Here is a 19,707-nt window from a genome sequence, read left to right on the forward strand (position 1 = left end):
GGTCGCCGCCCTGACGCGGGCAGGGGTTTGGATGTTTATGCGGACCAAACCCTACTGGACGCTATTTGGGGTCGCGCGGGGAGGGTGCCCAACGCGCCGTCCGACTCCCCGAAGGGGTGGAATACGGGCCTCCGGCCGCCATCTGACGCTCCTTCTCCTGGCCCCGCGGGCAGCCCGTCCCCGGGCCGCGGTCCGGCTCGGGCTAGCGTGGCCGCGTGCCCTACTTCGACACCGCATCCGCTGCCCCCCTGCACCCCGTCGCGCGCCAGGCGCTGCTTGCCGCGCTGGACGAGGGCTGGGCCGACCCGGCCAGGCTCTACCGCGAGGGGCGACGGGCCCGGCTGCTGCTGGACGCCGCCCGGGAGGCCGCCGCCGAGGCCGTCGGGTGCCGGCCGGACGAGCTCACATTCACTCCTTCGGGGACCCGGGCGGTGCACTCGGGAATTTCCGGGGCGCTCGCGGGACGGCGGCGTGCCGGCCGCCATCTGGTCGTCTCCGCGGTCGAGCACTCGTCGGTGCTCCATTCGGCGGCCGCCCATGAGGCACAGGGCGGATCGGTCTCCGAGGTCCCGGTGGACCGGTCGGGGGCGGTGGGCGCGGCGGCGTACGCGGACGCGCTGCGCGAGGACACCGCGCTGGCCTGTCTGCAGTCCGCCAATCACGAGGTCGGCACCGTGCAGCCGGTGGCCGCCGTCGCGGATCTCTGCCGGGCGGCGGGGGTGCCGCTGCTGGTGGACGCCGCGCAGTCGCTGGGCCGGGAGCCGGTGCCGGACGGCTGGTCGCTGCTGACGGGCAGCGCCCACAAGTGGGGCGGGCCCTCGGGCGTCGGGCTGCTGGCGGTGCGCAAGGGGGTGCGGTTCGCCGTTCAGGGACCGGCCGACGAGCGGGAGTCGGGGCGGGCGGCGGGGTTCGAGAACATTCCGGCCATCGTCGCGGCGGCGGCGTCGCTGCGGGCGGTACGGGCCGAGGCCGCGGCGGAGTCCGTACGACTGCGGGCCCTGGTGGACCGCATCAGGGCCACGGTGGCGGAGCTGGTGCCCGATGTGGAGGTGGTCGGCGATCCGGTGCGGCGGCTGCCGCATCTGGTGACCTTCTCCTGTCTCTATGTCGACGGGGAGACACTGCTGCACGAGCTTGACCGGGCCGGGTTCTCCGTGTCGTCCGGCTCCTCCTGCACCAGTAGCACGCTGGCACCGAGCCATGTGCTCAGGGCCATGGGGGTGCTGTCGGAGGGGAACGTACGGGTGTCGCTGCCGAACGGCACAGCCGAGAAGGACGTCGACCGTTTCCTGGAGGTGCTGCCCCGGGTGGTGGCTCAGGTGCGGCAGCGGCTGGGCGCGCCCGAATCCGCGCCCCGGGAGGCCGCCCCGGCCGCGTCCCTGGTGGTGGACGCGCTGGGGAAGCGCTGCCCGATCCCGGTGATCGAGCTCGCGAAGGTGATCGGGGAGGTGCCGGTGGGCGGGACGGTGACCGTGCTCTCCGACGACGAGGCGGCGCGTCTGGACATCCCGGCCTGGTGCGCGATGCGCGAGCAGGAGTACGTGGGCGAGGAGCCGGCGGACCGTGGCTCGGCCTATGTGGTCCGCCGGCTGTCCTGACTACGCGAGGTGGGCGCGGACCTCGGCGGCGGCGTCGTGGCCGTACGCCTTGGTGAAGCGGTCCATGAAGTGGGCGCGGCGCAGGGTGTACTCCTGGGTGCCGACCGTCTCGATGACCAGGGTGGCCAGCATGCAGCCGACCTGGGCGGCGCGCTCCAGGCCGACGCCCCAGGCGAGGCCGGAGAGGAAACCGGCCCGGAAGGCGTCGCCGACGCCGGTCGGGTCGGCCTTGATCTCCTCCTCCGGGCAGCCGACCTCGATCGGCTCCTGGCCGGCGTGCTCGATGCGCACGCCGCGGGCGCCGAGGGTGGTGATCCGGTGGCCGACCTTGGCCAGGATCTCCTCGTCGGTCCAGCCGGTCTTGGACTCGATGAGCCCCTTCTCGTACTCGTTGGAGAAGAGGTACGTGGCGCCGTCCAGGAGGATCCGGATCTCGTCGCCGTCCATCCGGGCGATCTGCTGCGAGAAGTCCGCGGCGAACGGGATGCCCCGGGAGCGGCACTCCTCGGTGTGGCGAAGCATCCCCTCGGGGTCGTCGGCGCCGATCGAGACCAGGTCGAGGCCGCCGACCCGGTCGGCGACGGCCTTCAGCTCGATGAGCCGGGCCTCGCTCATCGCGCCGGTGTAGAAGGAGCCGATCTGGTTGTGGTCGGCGTCCGTCGTACAGACGAAGCGGGCGGTGTGCAGGACCTCGGAGATCCGGACCGACCCGGTGTCGACGCCATGGCGGTCGAGCCAGGCGCGGTACTCGTCGAAGTCGGAACCGGCGGCGCCGACCAGGATCGGCTCCGTGCCCAGCAGGCCCATGCCGAAGCAGATGTTGGCGGCAACACCGCCCCGGCGCACGTCGAGGTTGTCGACCAGGAAGGAGAGCGAGACCGTGTGCAGCTGATCCGCGACCAGCTGGTCGGCGAAACGGCCGGGGAAGGTCATGAGGTGATCGGTGGCGATGGAGCCGGTGACTGCGATTCGCACGGGGAGACTGCTCCTGCGGAGATCGGGGGGAACGGGTGACTGTGTTCCCGGGGCGGCGTGACAGTTCACGCTACCGGTTCCCCGGACCCGCCCTGAAGGGGGGAAAACTACCCGATAGTAGGGCTTTCTTCCTGAGGCGTGTGGTGCCTACGGTGCGGTTATGTCGAACCACATCGCCACGCGCGAGTCCGAGATGAGCCTGGCCGAGCTGCGCGGTGACTGCGCGCGGATGGCTCCGCACTGGGCGGCCCAACCGAAGTCTGCCCCCGTTCCGGTCGCGCCGTCCCGGATTCACGGGGTCACGGTGCCCGCCGCCTCCGCCCGGCTGATCGACGCCATGTCCGACTACGGCGACTGAGAGGCGGCGAAGACCGGTACCCATCGCGCCTGACGCCCCGCGCGGAAACCGTGCGGGAACCGTGCGCGCCGCTGCCCCGTCCCACCGTTGTCCCCGTTCCCGGGGATGGACGGACAGGCCGGGCGACGGCATGTGACGGCTGATGCAGGCGAAGGAGCGATCCGGTGAGCACCGAGCGACCCGACAACGACGTGACCGGCCCCCGGCGGCGTTCGCCGCTCGCCGTGGCCTCGGTGGCGACAGCCGTACTGCTGGCCGGTGGCGGCGGCGCGTACTGGGCGGCGACCGCGGCGGACGGCGACGGCAGGTCCGGCGGCAGCGCGGACAGCGGCGGGCAGCGCACCCCGCCCCCGCTGGCCCTGGACGGGCAGGCGGGCACTCCGACGGCGCCCGAGGCGCCCTCCCGGGGCATCGCGCCGGGCGAGCCCGACCCGAACGGCGGCCGGGTGGTCTACCGCGTCTCCGGCAAGCTGCCCGAGGGGCCGCGCACAGCCGCCGTGCAGCGCGCGGAGGGGACCGTCTCCGCGGCCGAGGTGGCCCGGCTGGCGAAGGCGCTGAACCTGGCGGGCACGCCGCAGGCCGAGGGCACATACTGGAAGGTGGGGTCCGACGGGGACGGCTCGGGTCCGGTCCTGCGGGTGAACAAGCAGGCTCCGGGCACCTGGAGCTTCGCCCGGTACGGCTCCGGTGGTACGGACAACTGCCAGAAGAAGGCGTCCTGTTCGGGAGAGAACCCGGCTCCGGGCGGCAGCGGCTCCCCGGTGAGCGAGAGCGCGGCCAGGGCCGCCGCGACACCGGTACTGAAGGCGGCGGGGCAGGACGGCGCCGCACTCGACAGCCGCCAACTCATGGGTTCGGTACGGGTGGTGAACGCCGACCCGAAGGTGGACGGCCTTCCCACGTACGGCTGGTCGACCGGGATCCAGGTGGGGCCGGACGGTGAAGTGGTCGGCGGCAGCGGGCAGTTGAAGGGCCTGGAGAAGGGTGACAGCTATCCGGTGATCAGCGCGGCCGAGGCGCTGAAGCAGCTGAACGCTTCGGCGCCCGGTACGCACGCGCGCGCGGACATCGGCGGATGCGCCACCCCCGTACCGCTGGACGAAGGCCAAAAGACGCCGAAGGTCCACTGCGGGACGCCGACCGGGGCGGAGCGGCCGACGACGACGGTGACGGTCGAGAAGGCGGTGTTCGGCCTGGCGGCGCAGTACGTGGCGGGCAAGCAGACGCTCGTACCGTCCTGGCTCTTCTCCGTGCGGCCGGCCGCCGGCGGCCGGGGCACCACGGTGTCCCAGGTCGCCGTGGCCCCCTCGTACCTGGCGAAGGACGCGCCCTCGACGGCCGTCCCCACACCGGCCCCCACGACTCCCCCGGGCAGCGCGGAGAAGTCCGGACCGCAGCCGCTGTCGTACCGCGCCGACGGGCGGACCCTGTCGGTGACGTTCTGGGGCGGGGTGTGCAGTACGTACACCGCGAGCGCGACCGAGAGCCCGGACCGGGTGACCGTGAAGGTGACGGAGGCGAAGCAGCCCGGGAAGAAGGTCTGCATCACGATCGCCAAGGAGCTGACCCGGACGGTGACGCTCGACGCGCCGCTCGGCGACCGGACGGTGGTCGACGCGGCGTCGGGCGGTGACGTCCCGCGCGGCTGAGCGCCGGCCTCTCGGACACGACGGCGGCGGCGGACCCGGATTCGGGGTCCGCCGCCGTTGTGCCGTTCCGCGTCGCGCTCAGGCGTACGCGCCGCCTTCAGGGGCCGGCTGCCTTCAGGGCTCAGTTGAAGGAGTCGCCGCAGGCGCAGGAGCCCGTGGCATTGGGGTTGTCGATCGTGAAGCCCTGCTTCTCGATCGTGTCGACGAAGTCGATGGAGGCGCCGCCCAGGTACGGAGCGCTCATCCGGTCGGTGACGACCTTGACGCCGTCGAAGTCCTTCACGACGTCACCGTCGAGCGAACGCTCGTCGAAGAAGAGCTGGTAGCGCAGGCCCGAGCAGCCGCCGGGCTGGACGGCGACGCGCAGCGCCAGGTCGTCACGGCCTTCCTGCTCCAGCAGGCCCTTGACCTTGGCTGCGGCGGCGTCGGACAGGAGGATGCCGTCGCTCACGGTGGTGGTCTCGTCCGATACGGACATCTGCTTCTCTCCCGGGTTGTACGGAGACTGCTTGCCGACGTTGCAACCGTCGGGACCGCGGATTCATTCCGGGCCGAGCGCTTGCCTGTTCCAGTCATGCTCGCACACCGGTCCGCCGAGGGGATGCGTCACATCGACACTATGGCCATCGTCAAAGTGACGTGAACCGGATATCATAGATAGCGTCAATTAGACGAAAAGGCTTTCGCGGAAGCTTTCAGCAGAGAAGAAAGGGTGCGTGACGTGACCACGGCCCACCCCGTCCAGGATCTCGACGTCCAGCCGACGCCCCTCGCCCTGCTCCTGCTCGGCCGTGAGGCCGACCCGCGGAGCGAGCGCGGCGTGGAGTGCCCCGGCGACCTGCCATCCCCGTCCGACCCGGACCTGGTGGAGCGTGCCCGCGCGGCCAAGGAGAAGCTCGGGGACAAGGTGTTCGTCCTCGGCCACCACTACCAGCGCGACGAGGTCATCCAGTTCGCCGACGTCACCGGCGACTCGTTCAAGCTCGCCCGGGACGCGGCCGCGCGGCCGGAGGCCGAGTACATCGTCTTCTGCGGCGTGCACTTCATGGCCGAGTCCGCGGACATCCTGACCACCGACGACCAGAAGGTCGTGCTGCCGGACCTGGCGGCGGGCTGCTCCATGGCCGACATGGCCACCGCCGAGCAGGTCGCCGAGTGCTGGGACGTGCTGACCGAGGCCGGGGTCGCCGAGCAGGTCGTGCCGGTCTCGTACATGAACTCCTCCGCCGACATCAAGGCCTTCACCGGCCGGCACGGCGGCACGATCTGCACCTCGTCCAACGCGAAGCGGGCGCTGGAGTGGGCCTTCGAGCAGGGCGAGAAGGTCCTCTTCCTGCCCGACCAGCACCTGGGCCGGAACACCGCGGTCCGGGACATGGGGATGTCGCTGGAGGACTGCGTCCTCTACAACCCGCACAAGCCGAACGGCGGCCTGACCGCCGAGGAGCTGCGGAACGCGAAGATGATCCTGTGGCGCGGGCACTGCTCGGTGCACGGCCGCTTCTCGGTCGAGTCCGTCAACGACGTCCGCGAGCGGATACCGGGCGTCAACGTCCTGGTCCACCCCGAGTGCAAGCACGAGGTCGTGGCGGCGGCGGACTACGTCGGCTCGACGGAGTACATCATCAAGGCCCTGGAGGCGGCCCCGGCCGGCTCGAAGTGGGCGATCGGCACCGAGCTGAACCTGGTGCGCCGGCTGGCGAACCGCTTCGCGGCCGAGGACAAGGAGATCGTCTTCCTCGACAAGACGGTCTGCTTCTGCTCGACGATGAACCGCATCGACCTGCCGCACCTGGTGTGGGCGCTGGAGTCGCTGGCCGAGGGCAACCTGGTCAACCGGATCGAGGTCGACCCGGAGACGGAGAAGTACGCCAAGCTCGCGCTGGAGCGGATGCTGGCGCTGCCGTAGGGGCGGCGCGCACGGCAGGAGGCCCCGGCACCGTGGGAGAACGGTGCCGGGGCCTCCTGCGCTGTGCCCTGTGCGTTACGCCTTCGCGGGCTCCGGCTCCTCGTCGGAGGCGGTCCGCGCCGACTGGGCCGGGGCGGACTGGCCCGCCTTCTCCGACCGCTTGAGCGCCTTCTTCTTCGCGCGGCGCTCCTTTCGGAGCTCCACCATCGCGTAGAGCGTGGGCACCAGGAGCAGCGTGAGCAGCGTCGAGGTGACCAGGCCGCCGATCACGACCACTGCGAGCGGCTGCGAGATGAAGCCGCCCTCGCCGGTGACGCCGAGTGCCATCGGGAGCAGGGCGAAGATCGTCGCGAGTGCGGTCATCAGGATCGGGCGGAGCCGGTGGCGGCCGCCCTCCATGACCGCTTCGACGACGCCCATGCCCTGGGTGCGGTACTGGTTGATCAGGTCGATCAGCACGATCGCGTTGGTCACCACGATGCCGATCAGCATCAGCATGCCGATCATCGCCGGTACGCCCATCGGGGTGCCGGTGATCACGAGCAGGCCGATCGCGCCGGTGGCCGCGAACGGGATGGAGACCAGCAGGATCAGCGGCTGGATCAGGGACTTGAAGGTCGCCACCAGCAGCATGAAGACGATCGCGATCGCGGCCAGCATGGCCAGGCCGAGCTTCAGGAACGCGTCGTTCTGGTCCTCGGAGACACCGCCGATGGTGGCGGTGGCGCCGTCCGGGAGCTTCAGCGCGTTGATCTTCGTCTGGAGCGAGGCGCTGACCGCACCGGTGTTGTCACCGATGGGCTTGGCGGTGATCGTCGCTGCGCGCTGGCCGTCGATCCGGGTCATCGAGACCGGTCCGGGGACCAGTTCGACATCGGCGATCTGTCCGAGCTCGACCGGGCCGAGGGGCAGGTTCTTCAGCTCGGCCATGGTGGTGGCCGGGTGGGCGGACCTGATGACGACGTCCCGCTCGGTGTCGTCCATGATCGCCTTGCCGGACGGGGTGCCGCGCACCGCTCCGGCGACGGCCGCGCCGAGCGTGGTCTGGTTGAAGCCGGCTTCCGCGGCCTTGGGCGTGGCCTTGACCGAGATCCGCGGGACGCTCTGCGCGAGGTCGCTCTGGACGTCGGTGACGTCCTTGAGTCCGGCGACCTCGGCCCGTACCTTCTCGGACGCCTTCTTCAGCACGTCCGCGTCGGCGGCCTTGACCACGACGCTGAGGTCCTGGCTGCCGAAGCCGTCGCCCGCGGCGATGGTGGTGTCACCGATGCCGTCGAGCTTGCCGAGCGCGGTGTCGATGCGCTTCTGCGTGGCGTCGAAGTCGCCCGAGTCCTTCAGGGTGACCTGGTACGAGGCCTGGTTGGAGCCGGTGCCGCCGCCGAAGGCCGCCATGAAGCCGGACGAGCCGACGGTGACCTGGTAGTCCTTGACGCCCTTGTCGGCGGCGAGGACCTTCTCGACCTTCTTGGCCGCCTTGTCGGCGGCCGCCAGGCTGGTGCCGGGAGTCAGCTCCTGCTTGATGGAGAGGACTTCCTGCTCGCCCTGGTCGAAGAAGTTGGTCTTCAGCAGCGGGGCCATGCCGAAGGTGCCGAAGAGCACGGCGACGGCGATGACGATGCTGGTGATACGGCGCCGGGTCGCGAAGTGCAGCACCGGGACGTACAGCCGCTGGAGCCGGCTGCGGGCCTCCTTCTCCTCGGCCTTGCGACGGGCCTCGTCCGGGTTCTCCGTGGCGCCCTTCGGGGCGCGCAGGAACCAGTACGACAGGACGGGGACGACGGTCAGCGAGACCAGCAGGGATGCCAGCAGGGCCGCGGTGACGGTCAGCGAGAAGGAGCCGAAGAGCTCGCCGACCATGCCGCCGACGAGGCCGATCGGCAGGAAGACGGCAACCGTGGTGAGGGTCGAGGAGGTGACCGCGCCGGCCACTTCCTTCACCGCGGTGATGATCGCCGACTGGCGCTCCTCGCCGTAGCCGAGGTGACGCTTGATGTTCTCCAGGACCACGATCGAGTCGTCGACGACGCGCCCGATCGCGATGGTCAGCGCGCCCAGCGTCAGCATGTTGAGCGAGAGGTCACGGGTCCAGAGCACGATCAGCGCGAGGACCACGGAGAGTGGGATGGAGACCGCGGTGACCAGGGTCGAGCGCAGCGACGCGAGGAAGACCAGGATCACGATGACGGCGAAGAGCAGACCGAGCGCGCCCTCGGTGGTCAGCCCGGAGATCGCCTTGGAGACGGCGGGGCCCTGGTCGGAGACGACGGTCAGCTCGGCGCCGGCGCCGAGGTCCTTGCGGAGGTCGGGGAGCTTGTCCTTGACCGCGTCCGAGATGGCGACGGCGCTGCCGTCCTTGTCCATCGTGGCCATCACGGCGAGGCTCGGCTTGCCGTTGGTACGGGTGATGGAGACCGCGGTGGACGGCTCCTGCTTCACCGTGGCGACGTCACCGACGCGGACCGGCCGGCCGGGCTTGCCCGTGGCCGGGTCCTGACCGGTGACCCGCAGGTTCTCGATCTGCTTGAGGGAGGTGAAGGCGCCGCCGACCTGGACGGTGCGGCTCTTGCCCGACTCGGAGAAGGAACCGGCGGGGACGGTCGCGCCGCCCGCCTGGAGCGCCTGGGAGAGCGTCATGGCGTTCAGCCCCGCGGCGGCGAGCTTCTTGTCGTCGGGGGTGATGGAGACCTGGAGGTCCTGCACACCGTCGATCGAGACCTGGCCGACGCCGCTGATGTCCTCCAGGGCGGGGACGACCGTGCGGTCCAGCTGGTCGGCGAGGGCCTGCTGGTCCTTGTCGGAGGTGACGGCCAGGACGACGGCCGGGATGTCGTCCGTCGAACCGGCGATGACCTGGGGGTCGACGTCGTCGGGAAGCTGGGCGCGGGCGCGGTTCACCGCCTGCTGGATGTCGGCGACGAGCTGCTTGGTGCCCTCGCTGCCGAAGTCGAAGGACGCCATGATGACGGCGCTGCCCTCGCTGGCGGTCGAGGTGATGCCGGTGACGCCGTCGACGGCCTTGACGGAGTTCTCGAGCGGTTCGACGACCTGCTTCTCGACCACGTCGGGGGACGCACCCTGATAGGGGGCGATGACCGACACCATCGGGAGTTCGATGGTGGGCAGCAGCTGCTGTTTGAGCTGCGGGATCGCGATCGCTCCGAACACGAGCGCGACGATCGAGATCAATCCGATCAGGGCCCGTTGCGCGAGGCTGAATCTGGACAGCCAGGACATGGGTGGGTACCTCTTCTGTGGCTTACGCGGCAGGTGGGCGGGTGACTCGGGAACAGACCCGGCCCAGCTACACGATCGCCTACCGGCAGGGAGGAAAGCGTCGGCCCTCGGGTTGCTTTCTTATGCCGCGCATACCGCAGGTGGAGTACGCCGTTTCTCCACCTGTCACTCCACCCTGGGGCGCACCAGGCCGGATTCGTAGGCAATTACCACCAATTGAGCCCGGTCCCTGGCGCCCAGCTTCGCCATCGCCCTGTTCACATGGGTCTTGACGGTGAGCGGGCTGACGACGAGCCGCTCGGCGATCTCGTCGTTGGAGTGGCCGCCGGCCACCAGTACGAGCACCTCGCGCTCGCGGCCGGTGAGCGCGTCGAGCCGCTCGGAGTACTCCGCGGCGCTCGGTCCGTCGCCCTCCGAACTGCCGCCCTGCGCAAGGAAGGTGGCGATCAGGCCCTTGGTCGCGGCCGGTGAGAGCAGCGCCTCGCCGGCCGCGGCGATGCGGATGGCGTTGAGCAGTTCCTCCGGTTCCGCGCCTTTGCCGAGGAAGCCGGACGCCCCGGCCCGTAGCGACTGCACCACGTACTCGTCCACCTCGAAGGTGGTGAGCATGACGACCCGTACGTCGGCCAGCTCCGGATCGGCGCTGATCAGGCGGGTCGCGGTGAGTCCGTCCGTGCCCGGCATCCGGATGTCCATCAGCACCACGTCGGCGCGGGTCGAACGGGCGAGTTCCACGGCCTGCGCGCCGTCCGCCGCCTCGCCGACCACCTCCATGTCGGCCTCCGAGTCGACCAGGACCCGGAAGGCGCTGCGCAGCAGCGCCTGGTCGTCGACGAGCAGCACCTTGATGGGCGGTGTCATGCGTTCTCCCCCCGCCGTCATGCGTTCTTTCCCGTCGTCATGTGTTCTCCCCCGTCCGGCCCGCCGCGCCCGGTCACCCGGACTCCGCCGCGCGGGCCTCGACGGGCAGGATCGCATGGACCCGGAATCCGCCGCCGTAGCGGGGCCCGGCGGTCAGGGTGCCGCCCAGCGCGGTGACGCGTTCACGCATGCCGAGCAGGCCGTGGCCGCCGCCGGCGCCATCGCCGCCGCCCCCGCCGGAGCCGTTGTCGATCACGGTGATCTCGGCCGTCTTCCCGACCCGTACGACGCTCACCTCGGCCTTCGCCCCGGGGCCCGCGTGCTTGCGGATGTTGGTCAGCGCCTCCTGGATGACCCGGTACGCGGCCAGGTCCACGGCCGCGGGCAGCGGGGGCCGCCGGTCGGTGCAGGCCAGCTCGACGGGGAGCCCGGCCCGGCGGACGGTGTCGACCAGTTCGTCCAGGACGGCGAGCCCCGGGGCGGGTTCGGTCGGCGCCGCCGGGTCGCCGGACTGGCGCAGCAGCCCGACGGTGGCCCGCAGTTCGTCGAGCGCGGAGCGGCTGGCCTCCCGGACGTGGGCCAGCGCCTCCTTGGCCTGGTCGGGGCGCCTGTCCATGACGTGGGCGGCCACCCCGGCCTGCACGTTGACCAGGGCGATGTGGTGGGCGACGACGTCGTGGAGTTCGCGCGCGATCCGCAGCCGCTCCTCGGCGACCCGTCGCCGGGCCTCCTCGTCGCGGGTGCGTTCGGCCCGTTCGGCGCGTTCCCTGATCGCGTCGACGAAGGCGCGCCTGGATCGGACGGCGTCCCCCGCGGCACAGGCCATGCCGGTCCAGGCGAAGACGCCGAAGTTCTCCTGGCTGTACCAGGGCGCCGCGCCGAAGAGCATCGCCGCCGCCGTCAGCACGGCCACCGTCAGCAGACCGACCCGCCAGGTGGTGGGCCGGTCGGTGCGGGCGGCGACGGTGTACAGCGCGCTGACGGTGCTCATGACCACGGGCGTGGGCGGGTCGGATGTCACCAGCTCGACGACCGTCAGCCCGGCGGTGACCGCGAGCACGGCCATGGGATTGCGCCGGCGCCAGATGAGCGCCACGGCACCGGCCACCATCAGCAGCACGCCGCTCGCCGCGGGCGGGCGGGTTCCGAAGGAGGGCCCCTCCCCCGGGCGCGGGTGGACGAACGACCCGACGATCATCGCCACCAGCACGGCCAGGGCCAGCGCGGCGTCCAGCGCGAGGGGGTGGTCGCGCAGCCAGTGCCGGACGCGCAGAACCCCGGTTCCGAGGGTGGTCACGTCAAGCTACGTTACGGCGTGTCGCGCGGGAACCGGACCGGTCCCGTGCGAAAGGCCCGGACACGGCCGTGCCCCGGGGCCGGCGGACCGGACCCGGGGCACGGGTTCATGCGTGTGCTGGAGAGGGGCGGACGGCGTCAGCCGGGAATCAGACCGTCGTCGCGGAGCATGGCGCGCACCTCTTCGAGGGTCGCGTCGGACGACGGCAGGATCAGCTCGGACGGCTCCAGGGAGTCGTCCGGCAGTGCGGTGCCGAGCTCGCGCACCCTGGCCAGGAGCTCGTGGAGAGTGGCGCGGAAGCCGGGTCCGTCACCGCTCTCCATCTCGGCGAGCAGTTCGTCGTCGAGCCCGTCGAGCTCGGCGAGATGACTGTCGGCCAGTGCGACCTGGCCCTCCCCCATGATCCGTACGATCATGACGCCGCCTCAACTCTTGTCGAACCTGTGCGGGGACTGCGACGACTGCTGCTGGGCGGCGTCCTGCGGGCCGCCCTCGATCGCCTGCTGCGGGGTGGAGCCGCCGGCCAGCTCGGCCTTCATGCGCTGGAGCTCCAGCTCCACGTCCGTGCCGCCGGAGATCCGGTCCAGCTCGGCGGCGATGTCGTCCTTCGCCGTGCCGGTCGGGTCGTCCAGGGCACCGGAGGCGAGCAGCTCGTCGATCGCACCGGCCCGCGCCTGCAGCTGCTGGGTCTTGTCCTCGGCCCGCTGGATCGCCAGGCCGACGTCGCCCATCTCCTCGGAGATCCCGGAGAAGGCCTCGCCGATCCGGGTCTGTGCCTGGGCGGCGGTGTAGGTGGCCTTGATGGTCTCCTTCTTCGTACGGAAGGCATCGACCTTGGCCTGCAGCCGCTGCGCCGCGAGGGTGAGCTTCTCCTCCTCGCCCTGCAGCGTGGTGTGCTGCGTCTCCAGGTCGGTCACCTGCTGCTGGAGTGCGGCGCGCCGGGACAGCGCCTCGCGGGCCAGGTCCTCGCGGCCGAGCGCGAGGGCCTTGCGGCCCTGGTCCTCCAGCTTGGACGACTGTCCCTGCAGCTGGTTCAGCTGCAGCTCCAGCCGCTTGCGCGAGGTCGCCACATCGGCGACGCCGCGGCGTACCTTCTGAAGCAGTTCGAGCTGCTTCTGGTACGAGTAATCGAGGGTCTCGCGCGGATCCTCGGCCCGGTCAAGGGCCTTGTTTGCCTTCGCGCGGAAGATCATCCCCATACGCTTCATGACACCGCTCATGGGCTTCGCGCGCCCCCTTCTGACGGACTGAGCTCCAGCACTCCAACAGAACCCACAGTACGGGCCCTGCCTCTATTACCGCACTGTTCGAGCACGGATGTGCTCCTACCCAAGGACGACTGCACCAGGTCACCACTCCGGCCCAGGGAGTAGGCGGAGGTCGGGGAAACCCGGCGCCGCCGGGCGTACCGGACACGTCGGTACACCGGCGAGAACGCAGGCCGTTGCCGGATCGTTCCCGACCGGTCTGGGGTCGCGGCGATCGAACCCGTACCCTTGGGCCTTGTGTTCCGTAGCCGTTCGAAGGAAGAGAAGGCGCCCACCGGCAAGGTGACGGCGGACCTCTCCAAGCAGCCCCGCGACCCACAGGCCCCCAAAGGTCGCCCCACCCCCAAGCGCAGCGATGCCCAGTCGCAGCGCCGTCGTGCCTCCAGTGGCGCGCCGCTCGACCGCAAGGAGGCCATGAAGCGGCAGCGCGAAGCGCGCCGCGTGGACCTGGCCAAGCAGCGCGAGGCGCTCGCCAGTGGCGACGAGCGCTATCTGCCGGCGCGCGACAAGGGCCCGGTGCGGCGCTTCGTCCGCGACTACGTGGACTCGCGTTTCTGCATCGCGGAGTTCTTCCTGCCGCTCGCCGTGATCATTCTGATCCTCAGCGTGATCCAGGTGCAGAACATCCAGAACATCTCGCTGCTGCTCTGGCTCATCGTGATCGTGCTGATCGTCGTCGACTCGATCGGTCTCTCGTTCCGCCTCAAGAAGCAGCTCAACCAGCGCTTCCCCGATACGCCCAAGCGTGGCGCGGTCGCTTACGGCCTGATGCGCACGCTTCAGATGCGTCGCCTCCGGCTCCCGAAGCCGCAGGTCAAGCGGGGAGAGCGGCCCTGAGTACGCACATCTCCGGCCCGGTCGGCGGTCCGTCCGCCGGCCGGCCGGACGATGCCGTGCCCGTCACCGGGTTCTCCGGCGCCTCCCCGGTGTGGCTGAAGGGCCTCGGCGGGCTGCGCAACACCGTCCGCCAGGAGCTCGTGGCCCGGCAGCTCGACGAGCAGATAGCGGCCCGCTTCCCGGTCGGCCAGCGGCTGCGCGTGCTCGACGTGGGCATGGGCCAGGGCACCCAGGCGCTGCGCCTGGCACGGGCCGGTCACACGGTGACGGGTCTGGAGTCCGATGCCGAGATGCTGCGGGTTGCCAAGGAGGCGCTCGGCAGCGAACCCGCGGGGATCCGCGAGCGGGTCCGGCTGATCGAGGGCAACGGCCTGGACACCGGGGTGCACTTCCTGCCCGGCAGTTTCGACGTTGTGCTCTGCCACGGTGTGCTGATGTACGTCCGGGAGCCGGACGCGATGCTGGCGGGCCTGGCCCGGATGCTGGCCCCGGGCGGACTGCTGTCGCTGCTCGTACGGAACGCGGACGCGCTGGCGATGCGCCCCGGGACCGCCGGGGAATGGAGCGCGGCGCTGGCCGCCTTCGACACGGACACGTACACCAACCGGCTGGGCCTGACGGTACGGGCCGACCGGCTGGAGGCCCTGACGTCCACGCTCGCCGGGATCGCGGCACCGCTGCACGCCTGGTACGGGGTGCGCGTCTTCACGGACAACGTGAGCAACGACGTGGAGCTGCCGGCCGCCGCCGAGCTGGAGCAGGTGCTGGCCGCGGAGGACCGGGCCGGGCGGACGGATCCGTACCGCCGGGTGGCCGCGCTGCTGCACCTGTGCGGGGTACGGGGCTGAGCGGACACGGGAGCGGGCCGCCGGGGCCGTCCGGCGGCGCGCCTCGCCCGGCCGAACCCGACAGGCCACAAATGGGGCTAAAAGTAATAATCCGAACATGGACGCATCCCACTTCCGCGGCCGCGCGCGCCGGCTGCTGCTGCCTCTGACCGCAGGTGTCTGTGCGATCGCCCTGGTGAGCGGCTGCTCGGACGCCACTTCCGATTCGCCGGAGACCGAACCCAGCAATTCGGCCTCCGCCACCCGGACCGCAAGCGATCTGCAGAGCGACTACCAGGCCGTGATCAAGAACGTGCTGCCGTCGGTGGTGCAGATCGAGACCTCCGAGGGCCTGGGCTCCGGCATCGTCTACGACACCAAGGGCCATGTCGTCACCAATGCCCATGTGGTCGGCAACGACACGACGTTCAAGGTCACCGTCGCCACCGGCGAGAACGTGCAGAAGGCCTCGCTGGTGGCCACCTATCCGGAGCAGGATCTGGCCGTCATCAAGCTCGACAGCGTGCCCGCCGGGCTGAAGCCCGCGAAGTTCGGCGACTCGGCGAAGGTCGAGGTGGGGCAGATCGTGCTGGCGATGGGCTCGCCGCTCGGCCTGTCCTCCAGCGTCACCCAGGGCATCGTCTCGGCACTCGGCCGGACCGTCAGCGAGAGCCGTGCGGGCGGCGGCACCGGCGCGACGATCGCGAACATGGTGCAGACCTCGGCCGCGATCAACCCGGGCAACAGCGGGGGCGCGCTGGTCAACCTGAACAGCGAGGTGATCGGCATCCCGACGCTGGCGGCGACCGACCCGGAGCTGGGCGGCAGCGCGGCGCCGGGGATCGGGTTCGCGATCCCCGTGTCGATGGTGAAGACGGTCGCCGATCAGATCATCGAGAGCGGCAAGGTCACCGACTCGGGCCGGGCGGCGCTGAACATCACCGGCCGCACGGTCGTCGACGACAACTACCGGCCGGCCGGGGTGGCGCTGGTCAGCGTCACGAAGGACGGCGCCGCGGAGAAGGCGGGGCTGCGGCCCGGCGACGTCATCACCGGGATCGACGGCCGGCCGGTCACGACGATCACCTCCCTGTCGGAGGCGCTGGCCTCGGACAAGCCGGGGCAGAAGGTCACGGTGACCTATCTGCGCGACGGGGCGGGGAAGACGGCGAAGGTCACCCTGGGCGAGATCTAGAAACCGCGCCGCCGTACGGGCCCGTGCTCACGCCCGTACGGCGGTGCCCGGCCGCCCGGGGCGGATCAGCCCTGGTCGGCCTGGAGGCTCATGGGGCCGTAGATCTTCGTCGAGTCGTCGAAGAGCGTCACCTGGTCCGCCCCGCCGTCGAGGAGTTCCTTCCAGTACTCACCGATCCAGGACTCCGCGTCGCCCTGGGTGGTGAATTCCTCCGGCTGCAGGGCCGGCTCCGTCTCCGTGCCGTCGGACTTCTCGAACCGCCACGTCCACGCCATGTCCGCCTCCTGGGTCGCTGTGCTGCCCGCAGCCTAGTGCCTGAGTCCGGTGCGGGGACCCGGTCCGGACGCCCCCACGTCGCGCACCGGTTGCACGGACGCGGGAGGATCGGAAGCGTGGAACTGACTCTGCTCGGCACCGGAGCCCCCGACGGGCTGCCGCGCCCCGAATGTCCCTGCGCCGCCTGCGCCGTCGCCCGCGGGGCGCGCTCGCGGGCGTCGACCGCGCTGCTGGTCGACGGCGCGCTGCTGCTCGACCTCACTCCGGGGGCCGTGTTCGCCGCGGCCCGTGCGGGGCACTCGCTCATCGGGGTGCGGCAGGTGCTGCTCACCCATCCGCACGACGGGCCCGCCGTGGAGCTGCCCGCGGGGCTGCCCCCGGCGGGGCGGGTGCCGGACGGGCGGGAGCTGACGCTGATCAGCGGGCACCGGGTGCGGGCGGTGCCGATGGATGCGCCGGGTACGGGGTACGAGGTCACGGGTCCGGCGGGCCCCCGGCTGCTGTACCTGCCGCCGGGGGCCGCGCCCGCCGGGCTCACGGACCGGGTCGCGGAGCCGTACGACATGGTGGTCGGCGATGTGGTGGGGCGGCCGGACGCGGTGGCGCGGCTGCGGGCCGTGGCGGCGATCGGCCCGGACACCGAGGTCGTGGCCGTCCACCTGGACCATGACGCGCCGCCCGGCGCCGAGCTGGACCGGCGGCTCGCGGCGGCCGGCGCGCGGGCCGTGCCGGACGGGACGACGCTGGTGGTGGGCGAGTACCACGCGCCCCTGGAGGTGCCGCGGCGCACGCTGGTGACGGGCGGGGCCAGGTCGGGCAAGTCGGTGGAGGCCGAGCGGCGCCTGGAGACGTTCCCCGAGGTGGTGTACGTGGCGACCGGCGGTGGCAGGGAGGGGGATGCCGAGTGGGCGGCCCGGATCGGCCTGCACCGGGAGCGCAGACCGGCCGCCTGGCGCACCGAGGAGAGCTGTGAGCTGGTGGAGCTGCTGGAGTCGGACGGGCCCCCGCTGCTGATCGACTGCCTGTCGCTGTGGCTGACCGACGCGATGGACCGGGTGGGCGCCTGGGACGACGCGGCGTGGGCGGGCGGCGGCGAGGACGCCCTGCGGGAGCGGACCGCCGAGCTGGTCGCGGCGGTGCGCGGAACGCGCCGTACGGTCGTCGCCGTCACCAACGAGGCCGGTTCCGGCGTGGTGCCCGCGACGGCTGCCGGGCGGCGGTTCCGGGACGAGCTGGGCCGGCTGAACGCCGCGTTCGCCGACGAGTGCGAACAGGTGCTGCTGGTGGTGGCCGGGCAGGCGCTGACCCTGCGCGGCTGACCGGAGGCACGCGGAGAACAGGAGGCGTGGACATGGCAGGCGTGCGACCGATGCTGAGCGGGGTCCCGGAGACCCTGCTGTGGACGTTCTACAACCGGGCGTACGAGGCGGGCCGGCCCTATCCGGTGCTGGACGATCCGGTGGCGCTGCGGCTGCTGGAGGATCTGGACTACCCCTTCGAGGAGCGGTTCGGGCGGCCGAACCCGTTCCACTCGCAGGCCCAGGGGCTGCGCTCGCGCTGCTTCGACCTGGCCGTGCAGGAGTATCTCGCCGACCGGCCGCAGGCCACCGTGGTCGCGCTCGGCGACGGCCTGGAGACCGGCTTCTGGCGGGTCGACAACAGCCGGCTGAACTGGCTGAGCGTGGATCTGCCGGAGGTGGCCGAGCTTCGCCGGAGGCTGCTGCCCGCCTCGGACCGGCTGCGCACGCTGTCGCGGTCGGCGACCGATCTCTCCTGGCTGGACGAGATCGAGGACCCGCAGGGCCGCGGCGTCGTCGTCACGACACAGGGGCTGCTGATGTATCTGCGCCCCGCGGAGGTCCGGGAGATCCTGGCGGCCTGCGCCGAACGGCTGCCCGGCGGCGTCCTGGTCCTGGACACGATGGCGCGCCGGCTCGCCAGGGGCACCGTGGCCGGCCGCTCGAAGGTCGGCACGATGACCATTCCGCCGATGCGCTGGGCCATGAACCCCGGCGAGCGGCCCAAGCTGCGCGGTGCGCATCCGGCGATCACCGAGGTGCGCGCGCTGCGGCTGCCGCGGGGGCGCGGCGCGATGGGCGAGCTGATCCGGATCCAGTCGCTGCTCCCGGGGCTGCGGACCCTGACGCCGGCGATGACGCAGCTGCGGTTCGGGGGAAGAACCTCGTACTGACCGGGCGTCAGAAAGGTGGCGGGTACTGTTCCGCAGTGAGCCCGCCGCCGGGCTCACCGGCCCACTCGACGCATCGACCCGCGAGGCAGACCCCCGTGAATCTGGACGACTTCTCCGATCTGATCGAACGCCCCGACGGCGGCGTACGGCGCGACGCCGAGGAACGCCGGGAGCGCATGATCATTCCCGTGGGCTCCCTCGGCCGCCTGGACGAGCTGGGCGAATGGCTCTCGGCCGCGCAACAGTCCGTACCGGTCAGGACGATCGAGCAGCCGCGCGTGGTGCTCTTCGCCGGTGATCACGGGGTGGCCGGGCTGGGCGTCTCCGGGCGTGCGGCCGGCACCGCGCACGAGCTGGTGCGGGCCACGCTGGACGGCGCGACGCCGCTCGCGGTGCTGGCCCGGCAGTTCTCCGTACCGGTCCGGATCGTCGACGCCGGCCTCGACTGCGACCCGGAGCTGCTGCCCGAGTCGGTGGTACGTCACCGGGTGCGGCGCGGCAGCGGGCGGATCGACATAGAGGACGCGCTGACGGCCGAGGAGGCCGAGCAGGCGGTGCGGCTCGGCATGGCGATCGCCGACGAGGAGGCCGACTCGGGCACCGATCTGGTGGTGCTCGGCGATCTGAGCGTGGGCGGGACGACGGCCGCGGCCACGCTGATCGCGGCGCTGTGCGGCACGGACGCCTCGGTGGTCACCGGGCGCGGCGGTGCGGGGATCGACGATCTGGCGTGGATGCGCAAGTGTGCGGCGATCCGGGACGCGCTGCGGCGGGCCCGGCCGGTCCTGGGCAATCAGCTGGAGCTGCTGGCCACGGTGGGCGGTGCTGATCTGGCGGCGATGACCGGGTTCCTGCTCCAGTGCGCGGTGCGCAGGCTGCCGGTGATCCTGGACGGTGTGGTCTCCGCGGCCTGTGCGCTGGTGGGCCAGCGGGCGGCCTTCCGGGCGCCGGACTGGTGGCTGGCGGGTCAGGCCAGCGGTGAGCCGGCGCAGGCCAAGGCGCTGGACCGGATGGCACTCAACCCGTTGCTGGACCACGGCGTCATCGTGGGGGAAGGAAGCGGGGCATTGCTCGCGCTCCCGCTTGTCCGGGCCGCTGCCGCACTCGCGGCCGAGCTGCCCGAACGCGACCCCGTCGCCGAGGAGAAGGACGGCGCCGACGAGGGAGCCGAGGCGGGCGCCGCGTACGACGACGCCACCTGAGGCTCCCGGGCCGGCGGCGCTGCGGTCGTC

General features: G+C 71.7%; 18 protein-coding genes. 10 read left to right on the forward strand and 8 right to left on the reverse strand.

Annotation, left to right across the window (positions count from 1 at the left end; all coding sequences use genetic code 11):
• The first annotated feature begins 215 nt into the window (after positions 1–215).
• Positions 216–1,598: a cysteine desulfurase/sulfurtransferase TusA family protein gene (locus BT364_RS01865; protein WP_072483276.1), complete on the forward strand. Its 1,383-nt coding sequence runs from the start codon at positions 216–218 to the stop codon at positions 1,596–1,598.
• Here BT364_RS01865 and BT364_RS01870 read toward each other — a convergent pair whose 3' ends face one another.
• The gene (locus tag BT364_RS01870; RefSeq protein WP_072483277.1) at positions 1,599–2,573 is read right to left on the reverse strand and encodes a carbohydrate kinase family protein; all 975 of its coding nucleotides are present in this window, start codon (positions 2,571–2,573) and stop codon (positions 1,599–1,601) included. It lies immediately after the preceding gene.
• Positions 2,574–2,733: 160 nt separating this feature from the next.
• Between BT364_RS01870 and BT364_RS01875 the strand changes: the two genes are divergently transcribed.
• The gene (locus BT364_RS01875) at positions 2,734–2,931 is read left to right on the forward strand and encodes a hypothetical protein (protein ID WP_072483278.1); all 198 of its coding nucleotides are present in this window, start codon (positions 2,734–2,736) and stop codon (positions 2,929–2,931) included.
• Between the two features lie 164 nt (positions 2,932–3,095).
• Complete coding sequence (locus tag BT364_RS01880; RefSeq protein ID WP_072483279.1) at positions 3,096–4,580, forward strand: hypothetical protein; 1,485 nt, start codon at positions 3,096–3,098, stop codon at positions 4,578–4,580.
• A 121-nt stretch (positions 4,581–4,701) separates the two neighbouring features.
• Here BT364_RS01880 and BT364_RS01885 read toward each other — a convergent pair whose 3' ends face one another.
• Entirely contained in the window at positions 4,702–5,058 is a 357-nt protein-coding gene (locus tag BT364_RS01885) for a HesB/IscA family protein (protein ID WP_072483280.1), read from the reverse strand.
• 234 nt (positions 5,059–5,292) lie between these two features.
• Between BT364_RS01885 and nadA the strand changes: the two genes are divergently transcribed.
• Complete coding sequence (gene nadA / locus BT364_RS01895; protein ID WP_072483282.1) at positions 5,293–6,489, forward strand: quinolinate synthase NadA; 1,197 nt, start codon at positions 5,293–5,295, stop codon at positions 6,487–6,489.
• 75 nt (positions 6,490–6,564) lie between these two features.
• Here the strand turns inward: nadA and BT364_RS01900 are convergent, their stop codons facing one another.
• From BT364_RS01900 to BT364_RS01920, 5 genes are all read right to left on the reverse strand, one after another.
• Positions 6,565–9,723, reverse strand: a complete 3,159-nt coding sequence (locus tag BT364_RS01900) for an efflux RND transporter permease subunit (protein ID WP_072483283.1) — start codon at positions 9,721–9,723, stop codon at positions 6,565–6,567.
• Positions 9,724–9,888: 165 nt separating this feature from the next.
• Positions 9,889–10,584, reverse strand: coding sequence for a response regulator (locus tag BT364_RS01905; protein WP_072483284.1), 696 nt, complete (start codon positions 10,582–10,584; stop codon positions 9,889–9,891).
• Between the two features lie 73 nt (positions 10,585–10,657).
• The gene (locus tag BT364_RS01910; protein ID WP_072483285.1) at positions 10,658–11,881 is read right to left on the reverse strand and encodes a sensor histidine kinase; all 1,224 of its coding nucleotides are present in this window, start codon (positions 11,879–11,881) and stop codon (positions 10,658–10,660) included.
• 137 nt (positions 11,882–12,018) lie between these two features.
• Positions 12,019–12,297 (reverse strand): PspA-associated protein PspAA, encoded by a 279-nt coding sequence (pspAA, locus tag BT364_RS01915; protein ID WP_072483286.1) that lies wholly within the window; start codon positions 12,295–12,297, stop codon positions 12,019–12,021.
• A 9-nt stretch (positions 12,298–12,306) separates the two neighbouring features.
• Positions 12,307–13,089: a PspA/IM30 family protein gene (locus BT364_RS01920; protein WP_072483677.1), complete on the reverse strand. Its 783-nt coding sequence runs from the start codon at positions 13,087–13,089 to the stop codon at positions 12,307–12,309.
• Between the two features lie 297 nt (positions 13,090–13,386).
• On the opposite strand from BT364_RS01920, the gene BT364_RS01925 reads away from it, so the two are divergent.
• From BT364_RS01925 to BT364_RS01935, 3 genes are all read left to right on the forward strand, one after another.
• Positions 13,387–13,986, forward strand: coding sequence for a DUF3043 domain-containing protein (locus tag BT364_RS01925; RefSeq protein ID WP_072483287.1), 600 nt, complete (start codon positions 13,387–13,389; stop codon positions 13,984–13,986).
• Between the two features lie 140 nt (positions 13,987–14,126).
• Positions 14,127–14,834: a class I SAM-dependent methyltransferase gene (locus BT364_RS01930; RefSeq protein WP_072483678.1), complete on the forward strand. Its 708-nt coding sequence runs from the start codon at positions 14,127–14,129 to the stop codon at positions 14,832–14,834.
• Between the two features lie 97 nt (positions 14,835–14,931).
• Positions 14,932–16,008, forward strand: coding sequence for a S1C family serine protease (locus BT364_RS01935; RefSeq protein ID WP_072483288.1), 1,077 nt, complete (start codon positions 14,932–14,934; stop codon positions 16,006–16,008).
• Between the two features lie 65 nt (positions 16,009–16,073).
• Here the strand turns inward: BT364_RS01935 and BT364_RS01940 are convergent, their stop codons facing one another.
• Entirely contained in the window at positions 16,074–16,283 is a 210-nt protein-coding gene (locus BT364_RS01940) for a hypothetical protein (protein ID WP_072483289.1), read from the reverse strand.
• 117 nt (positions 16,284–16,400) lie between these two features.
• Here BT364_RS01940 and BT364_RS01945 point away from each other — a divergent pair, with 117 nt between their 5' ends.
• The 3 genes from BT364_RS01945 (at position 16,401) to cobT (ending at position 19,677) form a co-directional block, all read left to right on the forward strand.
• Positions 16,401–17,603, forward strand: a complete 1,203-nt coding sequence (locus tag BT364_RS01945) for a bifunctional adenosylcobinamide kinase/adenosylcobinamide-phosphate guanylyltransferase (RefSeq protein ID WP_072483290.1) — start codon at positions 16,401–16,403, stop codon at positions 17,601–17,603.
• Positions 17,604–17,635: 32 nt separating this feature from the next.
• Entirely contained in the window at positions 17,636–18,475 is an 840-nt protein-coding gene (locus BT364_RS01950; RefSeq protein WP_177327998.1) for a class I SAM-dependent methyltransferase, read from the forward strand.
• Positions 18,476–18,570: 95 nt separating this feature from the next.
• The gene (cobT, locus tag BT364_RS01955; protein ID WP_072483292.1) at positions 18,571–19,677 is read left to right on the forward strand and encodes a nicotinate-nucleotide--dimethylbenzimidazole phosphoribosyltransferase; all 1,107 of its coding nucleotides are present in this window, start codon (positions 18,571–18,573) and stop codon (positions 19,675–19,677) included.
• The last annotated feature ends 30 nt before the right edge of the window (positions 19,678–19,707 follow it).

Source organism: Streptomyces atratus (assembly GCF_900119365.1).
Classification (GTDB): domain Bacteria; phylum Actinomycetota; class Actinomycetes; order Streptomycetales; family Streptomycetaceae; genus Streptomyces; species Streptomyces atratus_B.